The 15,366-nt window shown below is 68.4% G+C and carries 18 protein-coding genes; 10 read left to right on the top strand and 8 right to left on the bottom strand.

Features of this window, described 5'->3' with window-relative positions:
- Nucleotides 1–408 precede the first annotated feature (408 nt).
- The gene (locus tag IE242_RS27840) at nt 409–795 is read right to left on the bottom strand and encodes a nuclear transport factor 2 family protein (RefSeq protein WP_189864018.1); all 387 of its coding nucleotides are present in this window, start codon (nt 793–795) and stop codon (nt 409–411) included.
- Between the two features lie 316 nt (nt 796–1,111).
- Here IE242_RS27840 and IE242_RS27845 point away from each other — a divergent pair, with 316 nt between their 5' ends.
- Nucleotides 1,112–1,627 carry a hypothetical protein gene (locus tag IE242_RS27845; RefSeq protein WP_189864020.1) on the top strand — a complete coding sequence of 172 codons (516 nt, stop codon included), beginning with the start codon at nt 1,112–1,114 and terminating at the stop codon, nt 1,625–1,627.
- A 260-nt stretch (nt 1,628–1,887) separates the two neighbouring features.
- Here IE242_RS27845 and IE242_RS27850 read toward each other — a convergent pair whose 3' ends face one another.
- Entirely contained in the window at nt 1,888–3,459 is a 1,572-nt protein-coding gene (locus tag IE242_RS27850) for a right-handed parallel beta-helix repeat-containing protein (protein WP_189864022.1), read from the bottom strand.
- 442 nt (nt 3,460–3,901) lie between these two features.
- Here IE242_RS27850 and IE242_RS27855 point away from each other — a divergent pair, with 442 nt between their 5' ends.
- Together IE242_RS27855 and IE242_RS27860 are read left to right on the top strand one after the other, a co-directional pair.
- On the top strand, nt 3,902–4,147 hold the full coding sequence (locus IE242_RS27855; protein ID WP_189864024.1) for a hypothetical protein: 246 nt from the start codon (nt 3,902–3,904) through the stop codon (nt 4,145–4,147).
- The gene (locus IE242_RS27860) at nt 4,116–4,811 is read left to right on the top strand and encodes a hypothetical protein (protein ID WP_189864026.1); all 696 of its coding nucleotides are present in this window, start codon (nt 4,116–4,118) and stop codon (nt 4,809–4,811) included. The genes IE242_RS27855 and IE242_RS27860 overlap by 32 nt, the downstream gene beginning before the upstream one ends.
- 74 nt (nt 4,812–4,885) lie before the next feature.
- Here IE242_RS27860 and IE242_RS27865 read toward each other — a convergent pair whose 3' ends face one another.
- On the bottom strand, nt 4,886–5,593 hold the full coding sequence (locus IE242_RS27865; protein WP_189864282.1) for a 2-phosphosulfolactate phosphatase: 708 nt from the start codon (nt 5,591–5,593) through the stop codon (nt 4,886–4,888).
- A 465-nt stretch (nt 5,594–6,058) separates the two neighbouring features.
- Between IE242_RS27865 and IE242_RS38060 the strand changes: the two genes are divergently transcribed.
- On the top strand, nt 6,059–6,451 hold the full coding sequence (locus IE242_RS38060) for a GNAT family N-acetyltransferase (RefSeq protein ID WP_268249501.1): 393 nt from the start codon (nt 6,059–6,061) through the stop codon (nt 6,449–6,451).
- A 516-nt stretch (nt 6,452–6,967) separates the two neighbouring features.
- Here IE242_RS38060 and eno read toward each other — a convergent pair.
- Nucleotides 6,968–8,275, bottom strand: coding sequence for a phosphopyruvate hydratase (gene eno / locus IE242_RS27875; protein ID WP_189864028.1), 1,308 nt, complete (start codon nt 8,273–8,275; stop codon nt 6,968–6,970).
- Between the two features lie 176 nt (nt 8,276–8,451).
- On the opposite strand from eno, the gene IE242_RS27880 reads away from it, so the two are divergent.
- From IE242_RS27880 to IE242_RS27890, 3 genes are all read left to right on the top strand, one after another.
- Nucleotides 8,452–8,877, top strand: coding sequence for a MarR family winged helix-turn-helix transcriptional regulator (locus IE242_RS27880; RefSeq protein ID WP_189864030.1), 426 nt, complete (start codon nt 8,452–8,454; stop codon nt 8,875–8,877).
- Nucleotides 8,878–9,168: 291 nt separating this feature from the next.
- A complete protein-coding gene (locus IE242_RS27885; RefSeq protein ID WP_189864032.1) occupies nt 9,169–9,351 on the top strand; it encodes a hypothetical protein in 183 nt (60 codons plus the stop codon).
- Nucleotides 9,352–9,353: 2 nt separating this feature from the next.
- A complete protein-coding gene (locus IE242_RS27890; protein WP_189864034.1) occupies nt 9,354–10,304 on the top strand; it encodes an IS5 family transposase in 951 nt (316 codons plus the stop codon).
- A gap of 45 nt (nt 10,305–10,349) precedes the next feature.
- On the opposite strand, the gene IE242_RS38065 is transcribed toward IE242_RS27890, so the two are convergent.
- Nucleotides 10,350–10,568 (bottom strand): hypothetical protein, encoded by a 219-nt coding sequence (locus tag IE242_RS38065; protein WP_229859528.1) that lies wholly within the window; start codon nt 10,566–10,568, stop codon nt 10,350–10,352.
- On the opposite strand from IE242_RS38065, the gene IE242_RS39285 reads away from it, so the two are divergent.
- The gene (locus IE242_RS39285) at nt 10,464–10,757 is read left to right on the top strand and encodes an STAS domain-containing protein (protein WP_373299603.1); all 294 of its coding nucleotides are present in this window, start codon (nt 10,464–10,466) and stop codon (nt 10,755–10,757) included. The two genes, IE242_RS38065 and IE242_RS39285, sit on opposite strands and share 105 nt — an antisense overlap.
- Before the next feature lie 265 nt (nt 10,758–11,022).
- Here the strand turns inward: IE242_RS39285 and IE242_RS27900 are convergent, their stop codons facing one another.
- Nucleotides 11,023–11,610: a TetR/AcrR family transcriptional regulator gene (locus IE242_RS27900; protein WP_189864038.1), complete on the bottom strand. Its 588-nt coding sequence runs from the start codon at nt 11,608–11,610 to the stop codon at nt 11,023–11,025.
- Nucleotides 11,611–11,718: 108 nt separating this feature from the next.
- On the opposite strand from IE242_RS27900, the gene IE242_RS27905 reads away from it, so the two are divergent.
- Complete coding sequence (locus tag IE242_RS27905; protein WP_229859529.1) at nt 11,719–12,597, top strand: SCO6745 family protein; 879 nt, start codon at nt 11,719–11,721, stop codon at nt 12,595–12,597.
- A gap of 257 nt (nt 12,598–12,854) precedes the next feature.
- Here the strand turns inward: IE242_RS27905 and IE242_RS27910 are convergent, their stop codons facing one another.
- Nucleotides 12,855–13,052, bottom strand: a complete 198-nt coding sequence (locus tag IE242_RS27910; RefSeq protein WP_189864042.1) for a hypothetical protein — start codon at nt 13,050–13,052, stop codon at nt 12,855–12,857.
- Between the two features lie 268 nt (nt 13,053–13,320).
- Here IE242_RS27910 and IE242_RS27915 point away from each other — a divergent pair, with 268 nt between their 5' ends.
- The gene (locus IE242_RS27915) at nt 13,321–14,775 is read left to right on the top strand and encodes an NF041680 family putative transposase (protein WP_189864044.1); all 1,455 of its coding nucleotides are present in this window, start codon (nt 13,321–13,323) and stop codon (nt 14,773–14,775) included.
- 203 nt (nt 14,776–14,978) lie between these two features.
- Here IE242_RS27915 and IE242_RS27920 read toward each other — a convergent pair whose 3' ends face one another.
- Nucleotides 14,979–15,248 carry a hypothetical protein gene (locus tag IE242_RS27920; protein ID WP_189864046.1) on the bottom strand — a complete coding sequence of 90 codons (270 nt, stop codon included), beginning with the start codon at nt 15,246–15,248 and terminating at the stop codon, nt 14,979–14,981.
- Nucleotides 15,249–15,366 lie beyond the last annotated feature (118 nt).

Below are 15,366 nucleotides of genomic sequence, written 5' to 3' on the forward strand. Positions count from 1 at the left end.
TCGGGGGCTCCTTGTGGACCGGCCCGTATCGGGGCGGGTTCCGCGTCCCCGCGGTCCTCCCGCACCAGGCCGCGGCCCGCCCGGGGACACCGGCGCCGGAACCCGGGAGGGCGCCCGGAACACAGGCCAAGACCCGCGGGCGGCCCACCGGGTCCGCGTTGCCTTCCGGGACTGCTCTCCACCCGGCCCTGAACCCGGCCCTGAACCCGGCCCTGGCCCTGGCCCCGGACACGGACACGGACACGGACACCGTCGTACCGGAGTCCGCCAAGCGGCTCGCATCCGTACGGAGTGCCGCCCGCCGCCGCTCCGTCGTCGCCTGCGCGGCGCCTGTCGTCGCAGTCGCCTTCTTCGTGCCCGCCGCTGTCTACCTGGCCTGGCAACCTGGTGGGTGGGTGCGTCGGCGGTTCAGACGAAGAACGCGTCCATGCCCGGAACGTCGGAGAGGTAGGTCTCGATGGCGGCGATCCGGCAGTCGCGCAGACGGCAGACGGCGGACAGGTATTGGTCCAGGACCACATCACCTCGGCGAGCCGTGTTGTGCACGGACAGAGCGACGTTCTCGCGGCTGACCAGGATGTGCAGCAACTCGAAGTTCACCCCGTAGGAAGCGATTTTCTGTGCGTGGTCCGCGATCGCACCGGGACCGTTCACGGTGCCGGAGACGGCGTTGTCACCGGGCAGCGTCCAGGTGGCGTCGTCGGTGAGCAGTTCGCGGAGGCCGTTCCAGTCGCCGCTGACCAGCAGAGTGTGGAACTGCTTGCCGAGCCGATGGGCAGCTTCGTAAGTGGACACGGGTTGTCCTTCCTGACAGTCCTTGCAGCGCGGTGGTGATCTTTATGTCGATCCCTTCACTCCTGGTGTTCGGGCACGCCGACCACTACCCGCGGTGTCGTCCGTCACCGCACGGCTGCCCTCATCCTGGAGCGGCAACACTGAAAGACCTCAGTACGCATGCCGGTGAATTCCGAGACCGGCCCACCTCACGGCCGACTGACCAAGCAAGACCCAGATCGAGAGGAAGGAATCGTTGTCAGGCAGTTGACAAGTCGAAAGTGTTTGGCTAATCTCCGGCCCGGCTTGACCAAGATCAACAAGGGGCTCAGCGTCAATGGGAAAATTGCCGGGCAACGATGTACTGGAACAGCTGCACCTGCTGGGCATGAGCGACGCCGAGATCGCTGCGCGGTACGAGGTGACGCGCCAGGCGGTGAACAAGCGCCTGGTGGACATGGAACTGCGCTCCAAGTCGAGGTACGTGGCGCACGCTCACGATCTGGTGCCGTGGCAGGTCAAGACTGTCCAGGGGGGCAAGGGCACGCACCATACGGCGTACCCGCTGGAGAGCCTGAAGCTGTACCTGCGAGCCCTTATGGAGGACCCGCACATGACCCCGCGTCAGGTCACCGACGCCGAGCGCTTCGAACGTCGTCTCCTGAACGACCCGCGCAAAGTGCTCGACTATGACCGGGACAAGGGATTCTTCTGGCGGTACAGGGAGCCCGAGGACGGCTCCCTGATCGTGGCCTGGCCCAAGGACGTACCGTCGAAGGAGAAGAACATGGAACTGTTGGAAATGCCGAAAGAAGCGAAACTGGCTGCACGGAAGAAGGCTCTGGACGGGTAGTCCCGGGAGGCGGATGAGTGAATGAACCCGGCTCTGGAAGGTTGTGCGGGAGCGGGTTGTTACGAGAGCGGGCGGAGTCCTCGTCCGACCGCCCGCCTGGCCGACCGTCTACGAGGCGGTCGGCCAAGCGATCTCGAGATCCTGCCGGCGGCGTCGAGCGGCACAGCACTGACGACGGCCTCGGCCGCCTCACCCGAGAGACGGGCACCGGTGCTGAAGCCGCCACCGCCGACCGGACCTTCGGCTGCGGCCAAGGCCGGTTACTGTGTCACCTGCTTGCCCCCGAAGGTGACGACGAGACGGCCGTCCGAGGCATACGACCAGCCCAGTGCGCCGGAGTAGGCGGAGCAGCGGGAGCCGTCGGAGCCGGACCAGAACTGGTTCGTGCTGTCGGCGTCACCGATGACGCGGTCGTTCGAGCCGCTGTCGCACGAGGTGTTGTTGCGGAACACGGAGGTACCGGCGTCGAAGTTGAAGTTGCGCTGTTCGTTGCCGATGCTGATGTTGTCCGAGATCGTCATCCTGCCCGGGTTGCTGTTGTACGTGAACCCGTGCTTGCCGTTGTCGTAGGCGATGCTGCGCCGGACGACGTGGTTGACCGCGATGTCCTCGCCGCCGAGCTTGTAGCCGTTGCGGTCGCCGCTGCCCGCCTGGGAACCGTCGCTGAGGGTGCCGTTCTCGAAGGCGAGGGAGTCCTCGATGGTCACCGCGCCGATGGGGCCGGTGTCGGGCTTGGTGTACAGGTCCCAGCCGTCGTCGATGTTGTTGTGGGAGACGGCGTAACGGAAGACGTTGCCCGGGCCCACGGTGAGCTTCGCCGCGAAGCCGTCGGCGTCCTCACCGTCCGAGTCGGCGTTGTCGTGCGACTCGGCGCTCAGGACGAGGTTGTTGGACGGCCACTGGCTGCTGGGGGTGGAGGAGGACATCCGGGAGAGCTGGAGGCCGGTGTCCCGGTTGTAGCGGGTGACGGTGCGCTCGATGACGTTGTTGCTGCCGCCGACGAAGATCCCGTTGTCACCGGCTCGTTCGACGACGATGCCGGAGACATGCCAGTACGACCCGTTCACCGCGAGCCCGCGGTTGGCGTCGGCCTCGGCCATGGCGGAGAAGTTCAGCACCGGCTTCTCGCCCGGGTAGGCGGAGAGCTTGGTGCGGGCGGCGGCGGTGCCGTTGCTGGTGGGCGGGATGGTGATGGTCTGGGAGTGGTTGTACGTCCCGCCGCGCAGGTAGATGGTCCCGCCGGGGGTGATGCGGGAGATCGCCGAGGTCAGGGTCGTCGGGGCGGACTGGGTCCCGGCGGCGCCGTCGGTGCCGCCCGGCGCCACGTACAGCGTGCTGCCGGCCGGCGGGGTGGTCGTGTCGCCCGAGGTCTCCACCTCCAGGTAGTCGACGTTGGGCAGGCCGGCGGAGGTGGTCGGGTTCAGCCGGACGGTGTTGCTGCCCGCGTTCAGCTGCACGGTCAGGGTCTTGGTGACCCAGGTCGTCCAGGCGCCGGTGCCCTCGAAGGACGGGGTCTGCACCGTGGTCCCGTTCACGATCAGGGCGGCCGGCCGGGCTGTGGTGGTCCCGTTGGCGAACCGTAGACGCAGGGTCGCGGTACCGGCGGCCGGGGCGTTCACAGTGAACTGGGCGTAGGCACCGGTCGCGTTGGTCGCGTTGCAGAATCCGCTGCCGGAGTATCCGGCCCACTCGGTCTCGATGGCGCCGGTGCACACCGCCGGGGAACTCTCGGCCTCATAGCGTGTGGTGGCCGCCTGCGCCGTGGTGCCCGACACCGCGACAAGGGTGCCGGTCAGCAGGCAGATGGCCGTGATGGCAGGTCTCAGGTGCATGGTTCGTCTCCGGGTTCAGGGGGTTCGCAGGGGTACTGGGGAGGGAACGTAAGCGCTTGCTATGAGCACGTCAATAGTTGCGTACGTGGTCATCGTTCATGGACATGAATGAGATCGCTGTGTCCCGGCAGTGCTGACGAGGTGGACGACAAGATCTCTGACCGCGACCGCGAGTGCACCGGCGCGCGCGGACCCGGCTTCCGCGCTGCTGAGCCGCGAGCCGCGATCCGCAGGTCGGCCGGTACGGCACGCTCAACGTCCGCTACGGAAAAGCCAAGAAGGGCCGTCCGTCAAGTGCCACCCCCGTCGAACTGCCCGAACCGTCGCGGAACTGGCCCTCCAGCAGGTCGTAACTCGCCGCAGCCATGCCGTCCTCGGCCGGACGGACTCGCACTGGCTCTTCCTCAGTGGCCGGCACGGCCGCCCGATCAGTGCCTGGGCCATGGGCGAACGGCTCCGCGATCCCGGCATCCGGCTCGCCGGAACCCGCTCGACCGCGCTGTTCCAGCTCGCCACCGAGCTGCCCGCAGCAGCCCTCGCCCGTACCCTCGGCCTCGACACCACCGCCGCCGTCACCGGCAGCGACCCGCAGCCGGAGGCCGGGCCGCCTGCGCCGCCGAAGTCAGCCGCCGCACCTCAACACAGGAGGACAGCAGATGACCAGCCACACCCCTCGCGCGGCCAGTGAGGTCGAGGACCCCTTCGGCACATTGCACCGCGCGTTGTGGATCGGAGGCGGCCAATGGGCCGGCAAGTCGACCGTCGCCCGGCTGCTGGCCGTTCGCTACGGCGTCACCGTCTACCACTACGACTACCACGACGCCCGCGGTCACAACGACCGCAGGATCGCCCGCCGCGTCGCGCTCGGCGAGCCCGCCACCGAGCCTGACCTGGACAAGGCGTGGGTCCACACCACCCCGGACGAGATGGCCACCGAAACCCTGGCCGGTTTCCCGGACCGGTTCCACTGGGCTCTCGACGACCTGCGCGCGCTCGTGTCCGGCCGCCCGATCCTCGCCGAAGGCTGGGGACTTCGGCCCGAACTCGTCGCACCCATCATCGACTCACCGCGCCGGATGATCGTGATGGTGCCCACGCCCGCGTTCCGCGATCGGCAGGTCCGCGAACTCCCCCGGGCCACCTCACTCGGGCACCGGGTCAGCGACCCCGCCCGAGCACAGGCCAACCGACTGGCCCGCGACCGACTCGTCGCCGAGGACGCGGTCCGCCAGGCCCACCAGCTCGGCATCCGCGTGATCGCAATCGATGGTTCCCGCGACGCCGCCGCGATAGCGGAGACAGTCGCCGATCACTTCGCCCCCTACCTTCCAGAGCCAGATCACAAGCCTTGACCAGCAGAGGCTTTCAGGTCGTTCCCCTACCGGATGTCACCATCAGCCGTGTTCCGGCCGTGTTCCGGCCGTGCTCACCGAGCGCTCGATCGAGGTGCATCAGAACTTCGGCGGGCGCGCGGACGGAGGACCATGAGCGAGTCTTCCGACGTCGCCACCATGGCGAAGGGGAACCGGTCGAGCTCGAGACAGAGTGCGACGTCATCGGGATGGACTCCTTGACGCACACCCTCCGCCAGCTCGGCGGCGGCACGCGACTCGCCGGCGCGGTGGAGGAACTCGGCCGCATCCGTCCCGGCCTCGGTGGCCCTTCGAGCGATGTACTGAGCGCACGCCAGATCCTCATCGGCGCGCCCATCCTCGCCAGTGACCACAAACGTGACACTGTCGCACTCGCGTGTCCGCAAGAGCCGAGCCGTTGCCTCCGCCACCACGAAGCTGGCGCACAGCACCAGCGACGCCTCCTTGACCGCAAGGGCGCCGACCGTCCCTGCCGTGGTTTTCTGCACAACGGTCCGTCCGCCGAGGTCAATGGACCGCAGCAGGCCTGGCGAGTTCACCATGTCGAACCCGGGCGCGGACGGACCGTCCTTGAGCGCCGCCCAATCAGGGTGGCGAGCCTTGAGCGCCAGGGCTTCGTCCAGCGACTCAGCCAGCACGATCTTTCCCGCCCCCTGGGCGAAGGCCCAGGCAGCCACCGTGAAAGCGCGCATGACGTCGACTACGACTGCCACGGACGGGGCCTTGTCCAACTCGGCGATACCAAGGAAACGAGCCTCCATCCGGTCATGATCGTGCATGCCCGACCCGAAGCACCTGGACAGTGATGCGCATCACATCGACGGTCTTGCGATCCAGCACCTCCAACTGATCGACAACCGGGGTGTCCGACAGCCGCCGCGGGCCACTCGACGAGTTCAGCGAAGCCCCCCGTCCCACTCGGGGCATGCGCTGTCGAGCTGTCCACGGGCTGTGGTCCGGCGTCATGCCGATCACTGGGTGGCGGATGCACTTCACTCGTCGGAAACGCGCATGGCCAGGGGAAGATCCGCCGTTCATGCGCGAGTTCAGCGGCGTGTTCGCCGGCCTCGAAGAGAGTCCGGGTGCCTGGGCTGATCCGGCAGGCCGGCCCTGCGTGATCGGCCCGAAGCCACACCAAGATCATTCCCTGCGGTCGAGCAGCTCCATGCCATGCCTCGCCGCGGAAACCGATGGTGCGACACGGTCCCGGCATCAGGAATCACCGGATGCATGAAGTGAAGCCGTCCGACGGGATCATCACTCTGTCCCCGCTGCGCATGGACGATGTGGAGGCGCACCTCACCGGCGAGGATGAGTCGCTCGTTCGCTGGCTCCATGGCGGTCCCGGCACGCGCGAGGGCGTCGAAGCGTACGTCCGGCACTGCCGGGAACAGTGGGACACCGCCGGGCCGCTCCGCGCTTTCGGCATCCGGGTAGGTGCCGACGAGGCTCTTGCGGGAACGGTCGACCTGCGGTTCGCAGGAGAGGGTCTGGCTCCCGGCCAGGTGAATGTCGCCTACGGCCTCTGTCCGTCCTGGAGGGGGCGTGGCCTGGCTACCCGCGCGGGGTCCTCCTGGCGTCCCGGTACGCGGCCGGTGAGGGCGGGCGGGAGGCGGTGATCCAGGTCGAGCCGGGGAATCCCGCATCCGCCGCCGTCGTGCGACGGGCAGGATTCACTGCTGTCGCAGCCCCACAGCGAGGACGGCACACGGTTCGACTGGTACATCCGGGGCCTACCTATGCATCGCCCTCAATGACGACCAGCAGTTACGGGGCAATTCTGAGGGCGTCTCATCCTGATCAACGGAACGTGGGAGCGGGTGTCCACTGCCCCGAGCTGATACTGATCAATGGCCTGGGCCGCCGTCCGCGGACCGGATCAGCCGGCATGAGCGGCTCGATCGGATCCTCCATCACATCAGTGATCACTGACCGGGCAGACGCGTCCCGATCAGCTCACCAGCCCAGCCAAGAGGCACTCCCTAGCCGGCTCCATTCGACCGGCCGTGCCGACCGGTCCAGGACGGCGCAGGTCACAGGGGGGAGGAACAGTCCAGGAAGATGCATTTCCCCGGCACGCGAGCGGGCCCTCCGACCGACCTGAGGGCCCGCGTGGTCCTCACTTCTGTCGGCTGTTACGCCCGACGCAGTGCGGAGCGGCCCGCGAAGCGCGCCGAGTCGCCCAGCTCCTCCTCGATCCGGATCAGTTGGTTGTACTTCGCCGTGCGGTCGGAGCGGGAGAGCGAGCCGGTCTTGATCTGACCGCAGCCGGTCGCCACCGCCAGATCCGCGATGGTGGTGTCCTCCGTCTCGCCCGAGCGGTGCGACATGACAGCCGTCCAGCCCGCCTGGTGGGCCGTAACCACCGCGGCCAGCGCCTCGGTCAGGGTCCCGATCTGATTGACCTTGACCAGGACCGAGTTGCCGACGCCGGTGCGGATGCCCTCGCGCAGCAGCGTCTCGTTGGTGCAGAACACGTCGTCGCCGGTGAGCTGACAACGGTCGCCGACGCGGGCGGTCAGTTCGCGCCAGCCGTCCAGGTCGTTCTCCGCCATCGGGTCCTCGATGGAGACGACCGGGTAGGCGTCGATGAGCTTGGCCAGGTGGTCGGCGTGCTCGGAGGGGGTGCGGCGCACCCCCTCGCCCGCGTAGTCGTACATCCCGTCGCGGAAGAACTCCGACGACGCCGGGTCCATGACCAGGCCGATGTCCGTGCCGGGGCGGTAGCCGGTGCGCTCGATGGCGGTCATCACGAAGTCGAGCGCCTCCTCAGCGGTACGCAGCGCGGGCGCGAAGCCACCCTCGTCGCCGACGCCCGTGGAGTGTCCGGCGGCCAGCAGATCGCGGCGCAGGGTGTGGAAGACCTCGCTGCCCATGCGGACGGCTTCGGCGAAGGTGTCCGCGCCCACGGGCGCGATCATGAACTCCTGGAAATCCAGCGGATTGTCGGCGTGGGCGCCGCCGTTGACGATGTTCATCATCGGCAGCGGCAGGAGGTGGGCGTCGGCGCCGCCGAGGTAGCGGTAGAGGGGCTGGCGGTGGGCCGCCGCGGCGGCCTTGGCGGCGGCGAGGGAGACGCCGAGGATCGCGTTGGCGCCGAGCCGGGACTTCGTGGCGGTGCCGTCGAGGGTGACCAGCGCGGCGTCGAGACCCGCCTGGTCCGCCGCGTCCCGGCCGCGCACGGACACCGCGATCTCCCCGTTGACGTGGGCCACGGCGCGGTCGACGCCCTTGCCGTGCCAGCGCGCGGAGTCCCCGTCGCGCAGTTCCACGGCCTCCCGGGCGCCGGTGGAGGCGCCGGAGGGGACAGCCGCGCGCCCCAGGGATCCGTCCGCCAGGACGACGTCGACCTCGACCGTGGGGTTGCCCCGGCTGTCGATGATCCGGCGGGCGGTGACGGTCTCGATGGCGGCGTCGACGGTTCCGGCTGCCTTTGCGGACATGGGAGGTCCTTCCCGTTGTCGTATGCCGTGGCCCCTGCTGCGACAACGCTGGCGCTGAGCCCGACAGCGCCAAACTCTACAGCAATACTGATCAGTTTTGCTGCTCAGTTTGGCTGTACAGCATTGCTGTGCAGGTCAGCTGCACAGCGGTGCCGGCCAACGAGGTAAAGTGCCCTATGCCCACCCCGGAAGCCGCCGCCATCGCCGCCGAACTGCGCACCGCGATGGGCAAGCTCACCCGACGCGTCAAACACGAGGACCGCATCCCGCTGGGTCAGGTCGCCGTGCTCGGCGCACTCGACCGCAACGGCGCCATGACCACCAGCGACCTCGCAGCCGATCAGCGCGTACGCCCCCAGTCGATGGCCCGGGCGGTGGGGCTGCTCATGGAGCAGGACCTGATCACGCGCCGGGCGCACCCCACGGACGGCCGCAAGTGGCTGGTCGAGCTGTCGGACGCGGGTCGGGCCGCCCTCGAAGCGGAGCGCGGCCGCAGGGCCGGCTGGCTCGCGCAGGCCATCGAGGCCGAACTCACGGACGAGGAGCGGACGTTGCTGGCACGGAGCGCCGCCCTGCTGGAGCGGCTCGCCACACGCCACTGAGGTCTGCCGCAAGAGTCGATCCTGTCGGGGCTAGGGTTCCGCCTGGCAGGGGCGGTGCGGGGAGGGGTGGGACCCATGGATGGTCAGGTACGGACCCGCATTTCGGCGTACGCAATCGCTGAGGAGGATGACCGGCTGCTGTTGGCCCGGTTGTCGGATGCTTCACCGGTCTTCATACCGGGCCTGTAGCACTTAACTGGAGTACGGGCGGGTTCCCTGAGGCGCTGATCGGCGCGTCGTTCCATTTCGGCTGGCTGGAGGCTCCATGGGCTCCTTTATCAGCCTCTCCAGATGTGGATCGCCTATGAGCGGGCCATCTTCGAGACCGAACTGCACCGGATCACCAACGTCATCACCGGGATTGTCGCCCCGCACGCCAGAATGGCGCCCCGGGACGAGGGGGTGCGCCTGGTGCTCGAACAGCTCGGCGGCGTCAAGGCCACCCTCGAAGTCCTCCCCCGCATGGAACGCTGACCATGACCCATTCGAACAGCGCCGCACCAGCGACCGCGGTGCCCAAGCGCACCTGTCCCAGCGACACCACGGAGGCCGAATGGGCGGTCCTCGAACCCCTGCTGCCCACTTCGGCCTGCCAGTTGTCCACCGGCGGACGCCCGGAGAAGCACCCCCGCCGCAACGTGGTCGACGCCATCCGCTACGTCAATGACAACGGCTGCAAGTGGAGATCTGTCCCCGTCGACTTCGGGGTCCCGTGGCGCACCGTTTTCGGGTTCTTCCAGCGGTGGAGGGCCAGCGGCGCCCTGGCCCGGATCCACGCCGAACCACACGAACAGGTCCGTCTCCACGACGGCCTGGACCCCCGCACGGTGGCGGTGATCCTGGACTCCCAGTCCGTCAAAGGAGCCGAGACGGTGAGCCAGGACACGCGCGGCTTCGACGGCGGGAAACTGGTCAACGGCCGCAAGCGGCACCTGGCCGTCGACATGCGCGGCCTGCCGCTGAGCGTCATGGTCACCAAAGCCTCCCCGCACGACAGCGTTCCAGCCCGCGACCTGCTCTTTCGCCTGATGAGCACCCATCCGGAACTGGCCACCGCCTGGGCCGACTCCGCCTACGGCGGGCCCCTCATCGAGTGGGCGGACTCCTTCCTCGGCCTTACCCTCAAGACGGTGCCCCGCCGAAAGAACCAGAACGGCTTCGCCGTCCTGGCAAAGAGGTGGCGAGTGGAGCGAGCGATCTCGTGGATCATGAGAGCGCGCCGGAACGTGCGGGATTACGCGAGGCTCATCTCCCACAACGAGGCCTACATCACCTGGACTTTCATCACTCTCATGGCCCGCCGCCTCACACGCCCACCCCGGCCGCCCCGCACCATCCCCCACCCTGTCGAACCGGTCAGCAAACCCAAGCCGAAGTGCATCGAATGCAGAGACCGCACACCATCCGCTTTGCTCCGGCCGCGTTGAGCTGATCAGCACCACACGATTGGCGCTGACCGGCTCTTCGTGACATCAGGCATGGACCGGTTGATCATCCAACAGGCGTCCCCCGAGGGCACCCCGTACCTCACCCTCGTTCTCACCGGCGAGCTGGAAGTCAGCAACGTCGGCGTACTCAGCGAAGCCATCGTCCAGGTTCTCGAACGCGATGACCGACCCCTTCTGCTCGACCTCGCCGGCGTCACCCGCTGCGACAACGGCAGCCTTTTCACCATCCTCGGAATCCGGCATGCCGCAAACCACCTTGGAGGCAGCCTCTCCACCACCGAGGCGAGCGCCTCTGGTCACAGCGCCCTCCACCACACCGGGCTACGCGAACTTCTACCCATCACCCCGGCTGCTCCCAAGACGCACCTCACCTCACGGAGCGCCATAAATCACGGGAGTATGACACACCTTTTGATCTGTGACGTTCCGTGACGAGAGGCAGAGTCGTTCGGCGGTGCACCAAGGGTCGCGCGGGGAGCTGGAGGCAGTCCACAGGACGTCTTGCACCGCCGAGCCGACCCCGGGGCTGGTGACTTTGCAGCAGCTGCGTTCGAGAGTGCGGCCGAGCCGCATTACGAGGCGGTGAATGCCACCGGTCCGAAGCCTGTGACCAGTGGGGTGCGAGCGGTTCGGCGGCTGCCTGGAGCGGGGCAAGCCAAGCACCCGGCCAACTCTTCGTACGGGGGCGTCCTGCTGGTTACTTCCGGCTGGCCCGGCTGCCGGAGAACAGCAGCTCGGCCAGCGTCCGGAACACCTCCTCCGGATCCCGGCCGCCCACCGGTTCCCGCAGGTTCTCGCTCAGCAGGAGTGTGGCGAACCCATGGGCGAGTGACCAGGCGGCAATCCCCGCGAGCCGGGCGTTCTCGCCGCGCCCAGTTGCCGGCACCTCGGCGACCCCGGTCCGCAGTTCGGCCCCGGCCCGGGCGCGGGCGGCAAGCAGGGCGGCGTCGTCACCGCGCAGCAGGTCCGGCTGGAACATGACCTGGAAGTGCGCGGGATGCTCGATCCCGAACCGGACATAGCGCACCCCGCGTTCGCGCAGGTCGGCGGCGTCGGCGAGGGCGTCCGCCAGAAGTTCGTAGCCCTCCGCGGCGATCGCGGTGAGCAGGCCCGTGCGGTCCTTGAAGTGGTGGGCGGGGGCCGCGTGTGAGACTCCGGCGCGACGGGCGAGATCCCGCAGGCTCAGGGCGCCGGGCCCCTCGGTGGCGATCACGTCGAGGGCCGCGGTCAGGACGGCGTGGCGTAGGTCGCCGTGGTGGTACGAGCCGCTCTTGGTGGTGGGCATGCTCAGCAGATTACGCCCGATCTAGGCATTGACAAGTCCAAATCGGAGCGAGCAATCTAGCCAGCGACAAGTTCAAGTGGATGTATGACGCAGGGCAGGGAGAGCGCCATGCCGGACCATAAGGATCAGATCAAGCTCGGCCGCGTACGTCAGCTGTGGCACCTGCTGGAGCCGCTGCACGCGGTGGTCTACTTCGCCCCTGAAGCCTTCGAGGAGGCGAACCGACTCGGCATCAAGTCCGGCCGCTGGCCGAGTTACTTCGCCTGGCGGGCCGCGCCGCTCGGAGCGGTCGGCTGCGAGCAGGTGGCGTCCGCGTTCTACAGCTTCAGCCCGGAGACGGTCCGGGAACACATCCCCTCCATATGGAACGCCGCGGGCCCCGAGACTGTCCTCGCCGCTCGCCATCGCGCCGTCGACCGCGCCTACCGCGCGTTACTCGGCGACCGCATCGACAGCCCCGAGCTGGCAGAGGCCGCCGTCCTGGCCCGACGCACCGCCGAGGCTGCCGTCCACGCTGGCCGGCCACTCGCCGCCGCCAATGCGGCGCAGCCCTGGCCGGACGCCCCACACCTGATGCTCTGGCAGGCCGCGACGATCCTGCGCGAGCACCGCGGGGACGGTCATCTCGCAGCGCTGCTGATCGCAGGGCTCGACCCGGTGGAGTCCCTGGTGTCGTTCGCGGCAATCGGAGCGGCGCCCGAGGAAACCTTCGGGAGCCGGGGCTGGAGCGACAAGGAGTGGGTCGCAGCGCGCGAACGGCTGACCGGGCGCGGCCTGGTGGAGCCGGACGGCACGGCAACCGACGCGGGGCGTGCGCTGCGCGCCGAGGTCGAGCGTCACACGGACGAGTTGGCGGCAGCGCCTTGGCAGGCACTGGGCGCGGCCGACATGGACCGGCTCGGCGACCTGCTGGGGGACTACTGGGTCGCGGTCATCGGGTCGGGAATGCTGCCGGGGACGAACACGCTGGGGATCGGCAAGGTGTGACGGAAAAGGAACGAGCCGCCCGCAGTCAGCGCTGGTCGCGGGCGGCTCTTGCTGGTCGTCCGTCCCCGGGTATGAGGCGAGATATCCGCCACTTGTTGCCCGGGACGATGGGGAGCGTGCTCGGCGCGGTGTCCTGTGCCTTGTCACCCTGGTCCATGACTGTGTCGCCGGTCAGTCCCGGATGCACCTCCTCAGACCCCCGCGCCTCACAGAGCGTCACAGATCACGGGATATGGCACAGCTTCTGAGCTTGTTCTTCAACCTTGGTCAGCGGATCCTTCGAGGAGATTGATGAGCGGGGCCAGGATCCGGGGCAGATCGTTCTCCGAGGTGATCACCTGCTCGTCTTGCCAGGTGTACTCGGTCTGGGAGTCGATGAAAAGCAGTGAAGCGCTTCCCGATTCCCATACGAACAGCTTCCCCAGGCGCTCGTCCGACTCCAGAGTGAGGCTCACGGCCGTTGCCTTCGGGCGCCCTTTGGTGGCTGTGCCCGGGGCCGGCTGCTGCACCGCGGGGCTGATCCCGCGAGAGTGGAGTTTTGTTCATGTGCGGCATGCCAGTCCACAAGCCATTGCATGATCTCCGGCATAACGCCCCTCGCTGTCACGGTCGAACGAGTCGTCGAACTTGATCGTACGGATGGCGTTCGCCGGACGTTGGAGCGGCCTTCGTCTGATCATGTGCTCCGACCGAGGTGCACCGATCGAGACGAAGGCCGTGAAGGTGAGTCTGCTGCCTGCCGCCGGTCCCGGGGAAGCGTTCGCGCATGCGTCACGCTTCCGTGAGGACCTATTCGACTGCCTGACCGCGCGCGGGGACGAACTGTTCGAGCTCGTGGATGCGTTGCTATGCGTGGACGGCCCGGTGACCTCGCCGGTGGACCTGACGCTGGTGGCCGAGCACCGGCGTGGGCACGGTGCGATGTATGAGGCGTTGAACCACGGGAACGTGGATGTGCCCCGGTTGCGGCAGGTGCTGGCCGGGCTGCCGATGCCGCGGGCCGCCGACGGGCGCCTGGTCCTGGCGGTTGACGTCAGCAACTGGCTCCGCCCCGGCGCACCGACCAGCGCGGACCGTCTGTTCTGCCACGTCTATGGCCGCAGCGGACGGTCCTCGGACCAGTTCGTGCCCGGCTGGCCGTACTCGTTCGTCGCCGCCCTCGAATCAGGCCGCACCTCCTGGTGCCAACTGCTGGACGCCGTCCGTCTCGGCCCCGAGGACGACGTCGCCGAGGTCACCGCCGCCCAGCTCCGCAGGGTGGTCACGGACCTGATCGAGATGGGCCACTGGCACTTCGGGGACCGCGACATCCTCATCGTCTTCGACGCCGGCTACGACGCCCCGCGCATGGCCCACCTCCTCGACGGCCTCCCGGTCGAAGCGCTGGGACGGAGGCGCTCCGACCGCGTCATGCGACGGCCGACGCCCTCGCTCAAGGAGTACGCCCTGGCCTACCCCCGGGGCGGGCGCCCGCCGAAGCACGGCAAGGAGTTCCGCTTCGCCAAACCGGATACCTGGGGCGAGCCTGACGCGGCAACCGTGCAAGTCACCGACCGATACGGCACCGCCCGCGCAATGGCCTGGGACCGCATCCACCCCCGCCTGACCACCCGCTCCGCGTGGATCGACCACACCGGCGACCTTGCCATCATCGAGGGCACACTGATCCGCCTCCAGGTCGACCGCCTGCCCGGCGGAGGTGACCCGCTCCCGCTCTGGCTCTGGTCGTCCGCCACCGGCCTGACCAGCGAGGACGTCGACGTGCGCTGGCAGGCGTTTTTGAGAAGGTTCGACCTGGAGCACACCTTCCGGTTGATGAAGCAGACCCTGGGGTGGACCCGACCGAAGCTCCGCACCCCTGCGGCCGGAGACCGCTGGACGTGGCTCGTGATCGCCGCCCACACTCAACTCCGGCTCACCCGCAGAGCCGCAGCGGATCTCCGCCCCCCCTGGGAGAGGCCGGCCGAGCCCGCACGGCTCACCCCGGCCCGTGTCCGTCGAGGGTTTCGAAATCTCCGCCCGCATCTTGTCTGTCCGGCCCGTGCGCCGAAACCCTCAACACCCGGACCAGGAAGGCCACTGGGCTCCAAGAATCGCCGTCCCACGACCCGCTATGACGTCGGGAAAACGACCAGACGACCCGAAAGCATCATCGAGCGCGACAGCCTCAGAGGTTAAAAGACAAGCTCAGTGGCTGTGCCAGAACCTCTCTGGCGGGGCCGGGACAGTGCCTGCGCCTTCGAAAGCACAGGCCCGCCTCACGGCGCGAGCCCGGCCGCGTGACCGCTCCGCGTTGTCTGCGGTCAACACGGAGCGGTCACGGTGGTGCAGGGTCCGGCGGCGGACGAGGAGGCGCCCGATGCTGCCCTGCCAGCGCCGGGTCACAGGCCGACGATGGTGGTGGGGCTGGGGGTCTCGATGTAGTCGATGACCGCCCAGTTGTGGGTGTGGCGCTTGATCATGGCCTGGTCGCTGCTCTGGTGGTTGTCCCCGGGGCCGGCGCCGGGAGAAAGCAGGGCGGCGGTGGGGCCGCCGATGTTGGAGGTCTGCTGGTTCTTGTTGGTGTCTGCGCTGGCGGTGCCGGTGGTGGCGAGCGCGAGTGCGATAGCGGCCAGGGCGATGGTGAGGGAGCGGGTGGTCGTCGTGTTCATGGATGGGCCTGCCTTTGCATGAGGGAGATGTCCGGGTGTGCTGTCGAGGGCGGGCGTCATCGGTGTCTTCGACGCCGGGGCACCGCAGCAGTCGATGACGGCTCGGTGGGTGGTGCCG

Origin of the sequence: Streptomyces poonensis (assembly GCF_014650915.1) — a bacterium.
Lineage (GTDB): Bacteria > Actinomycetota > Actinomycetes > Streptomycetales > Streptomycetaceae > Streptomyces > Streptomyces poonensis.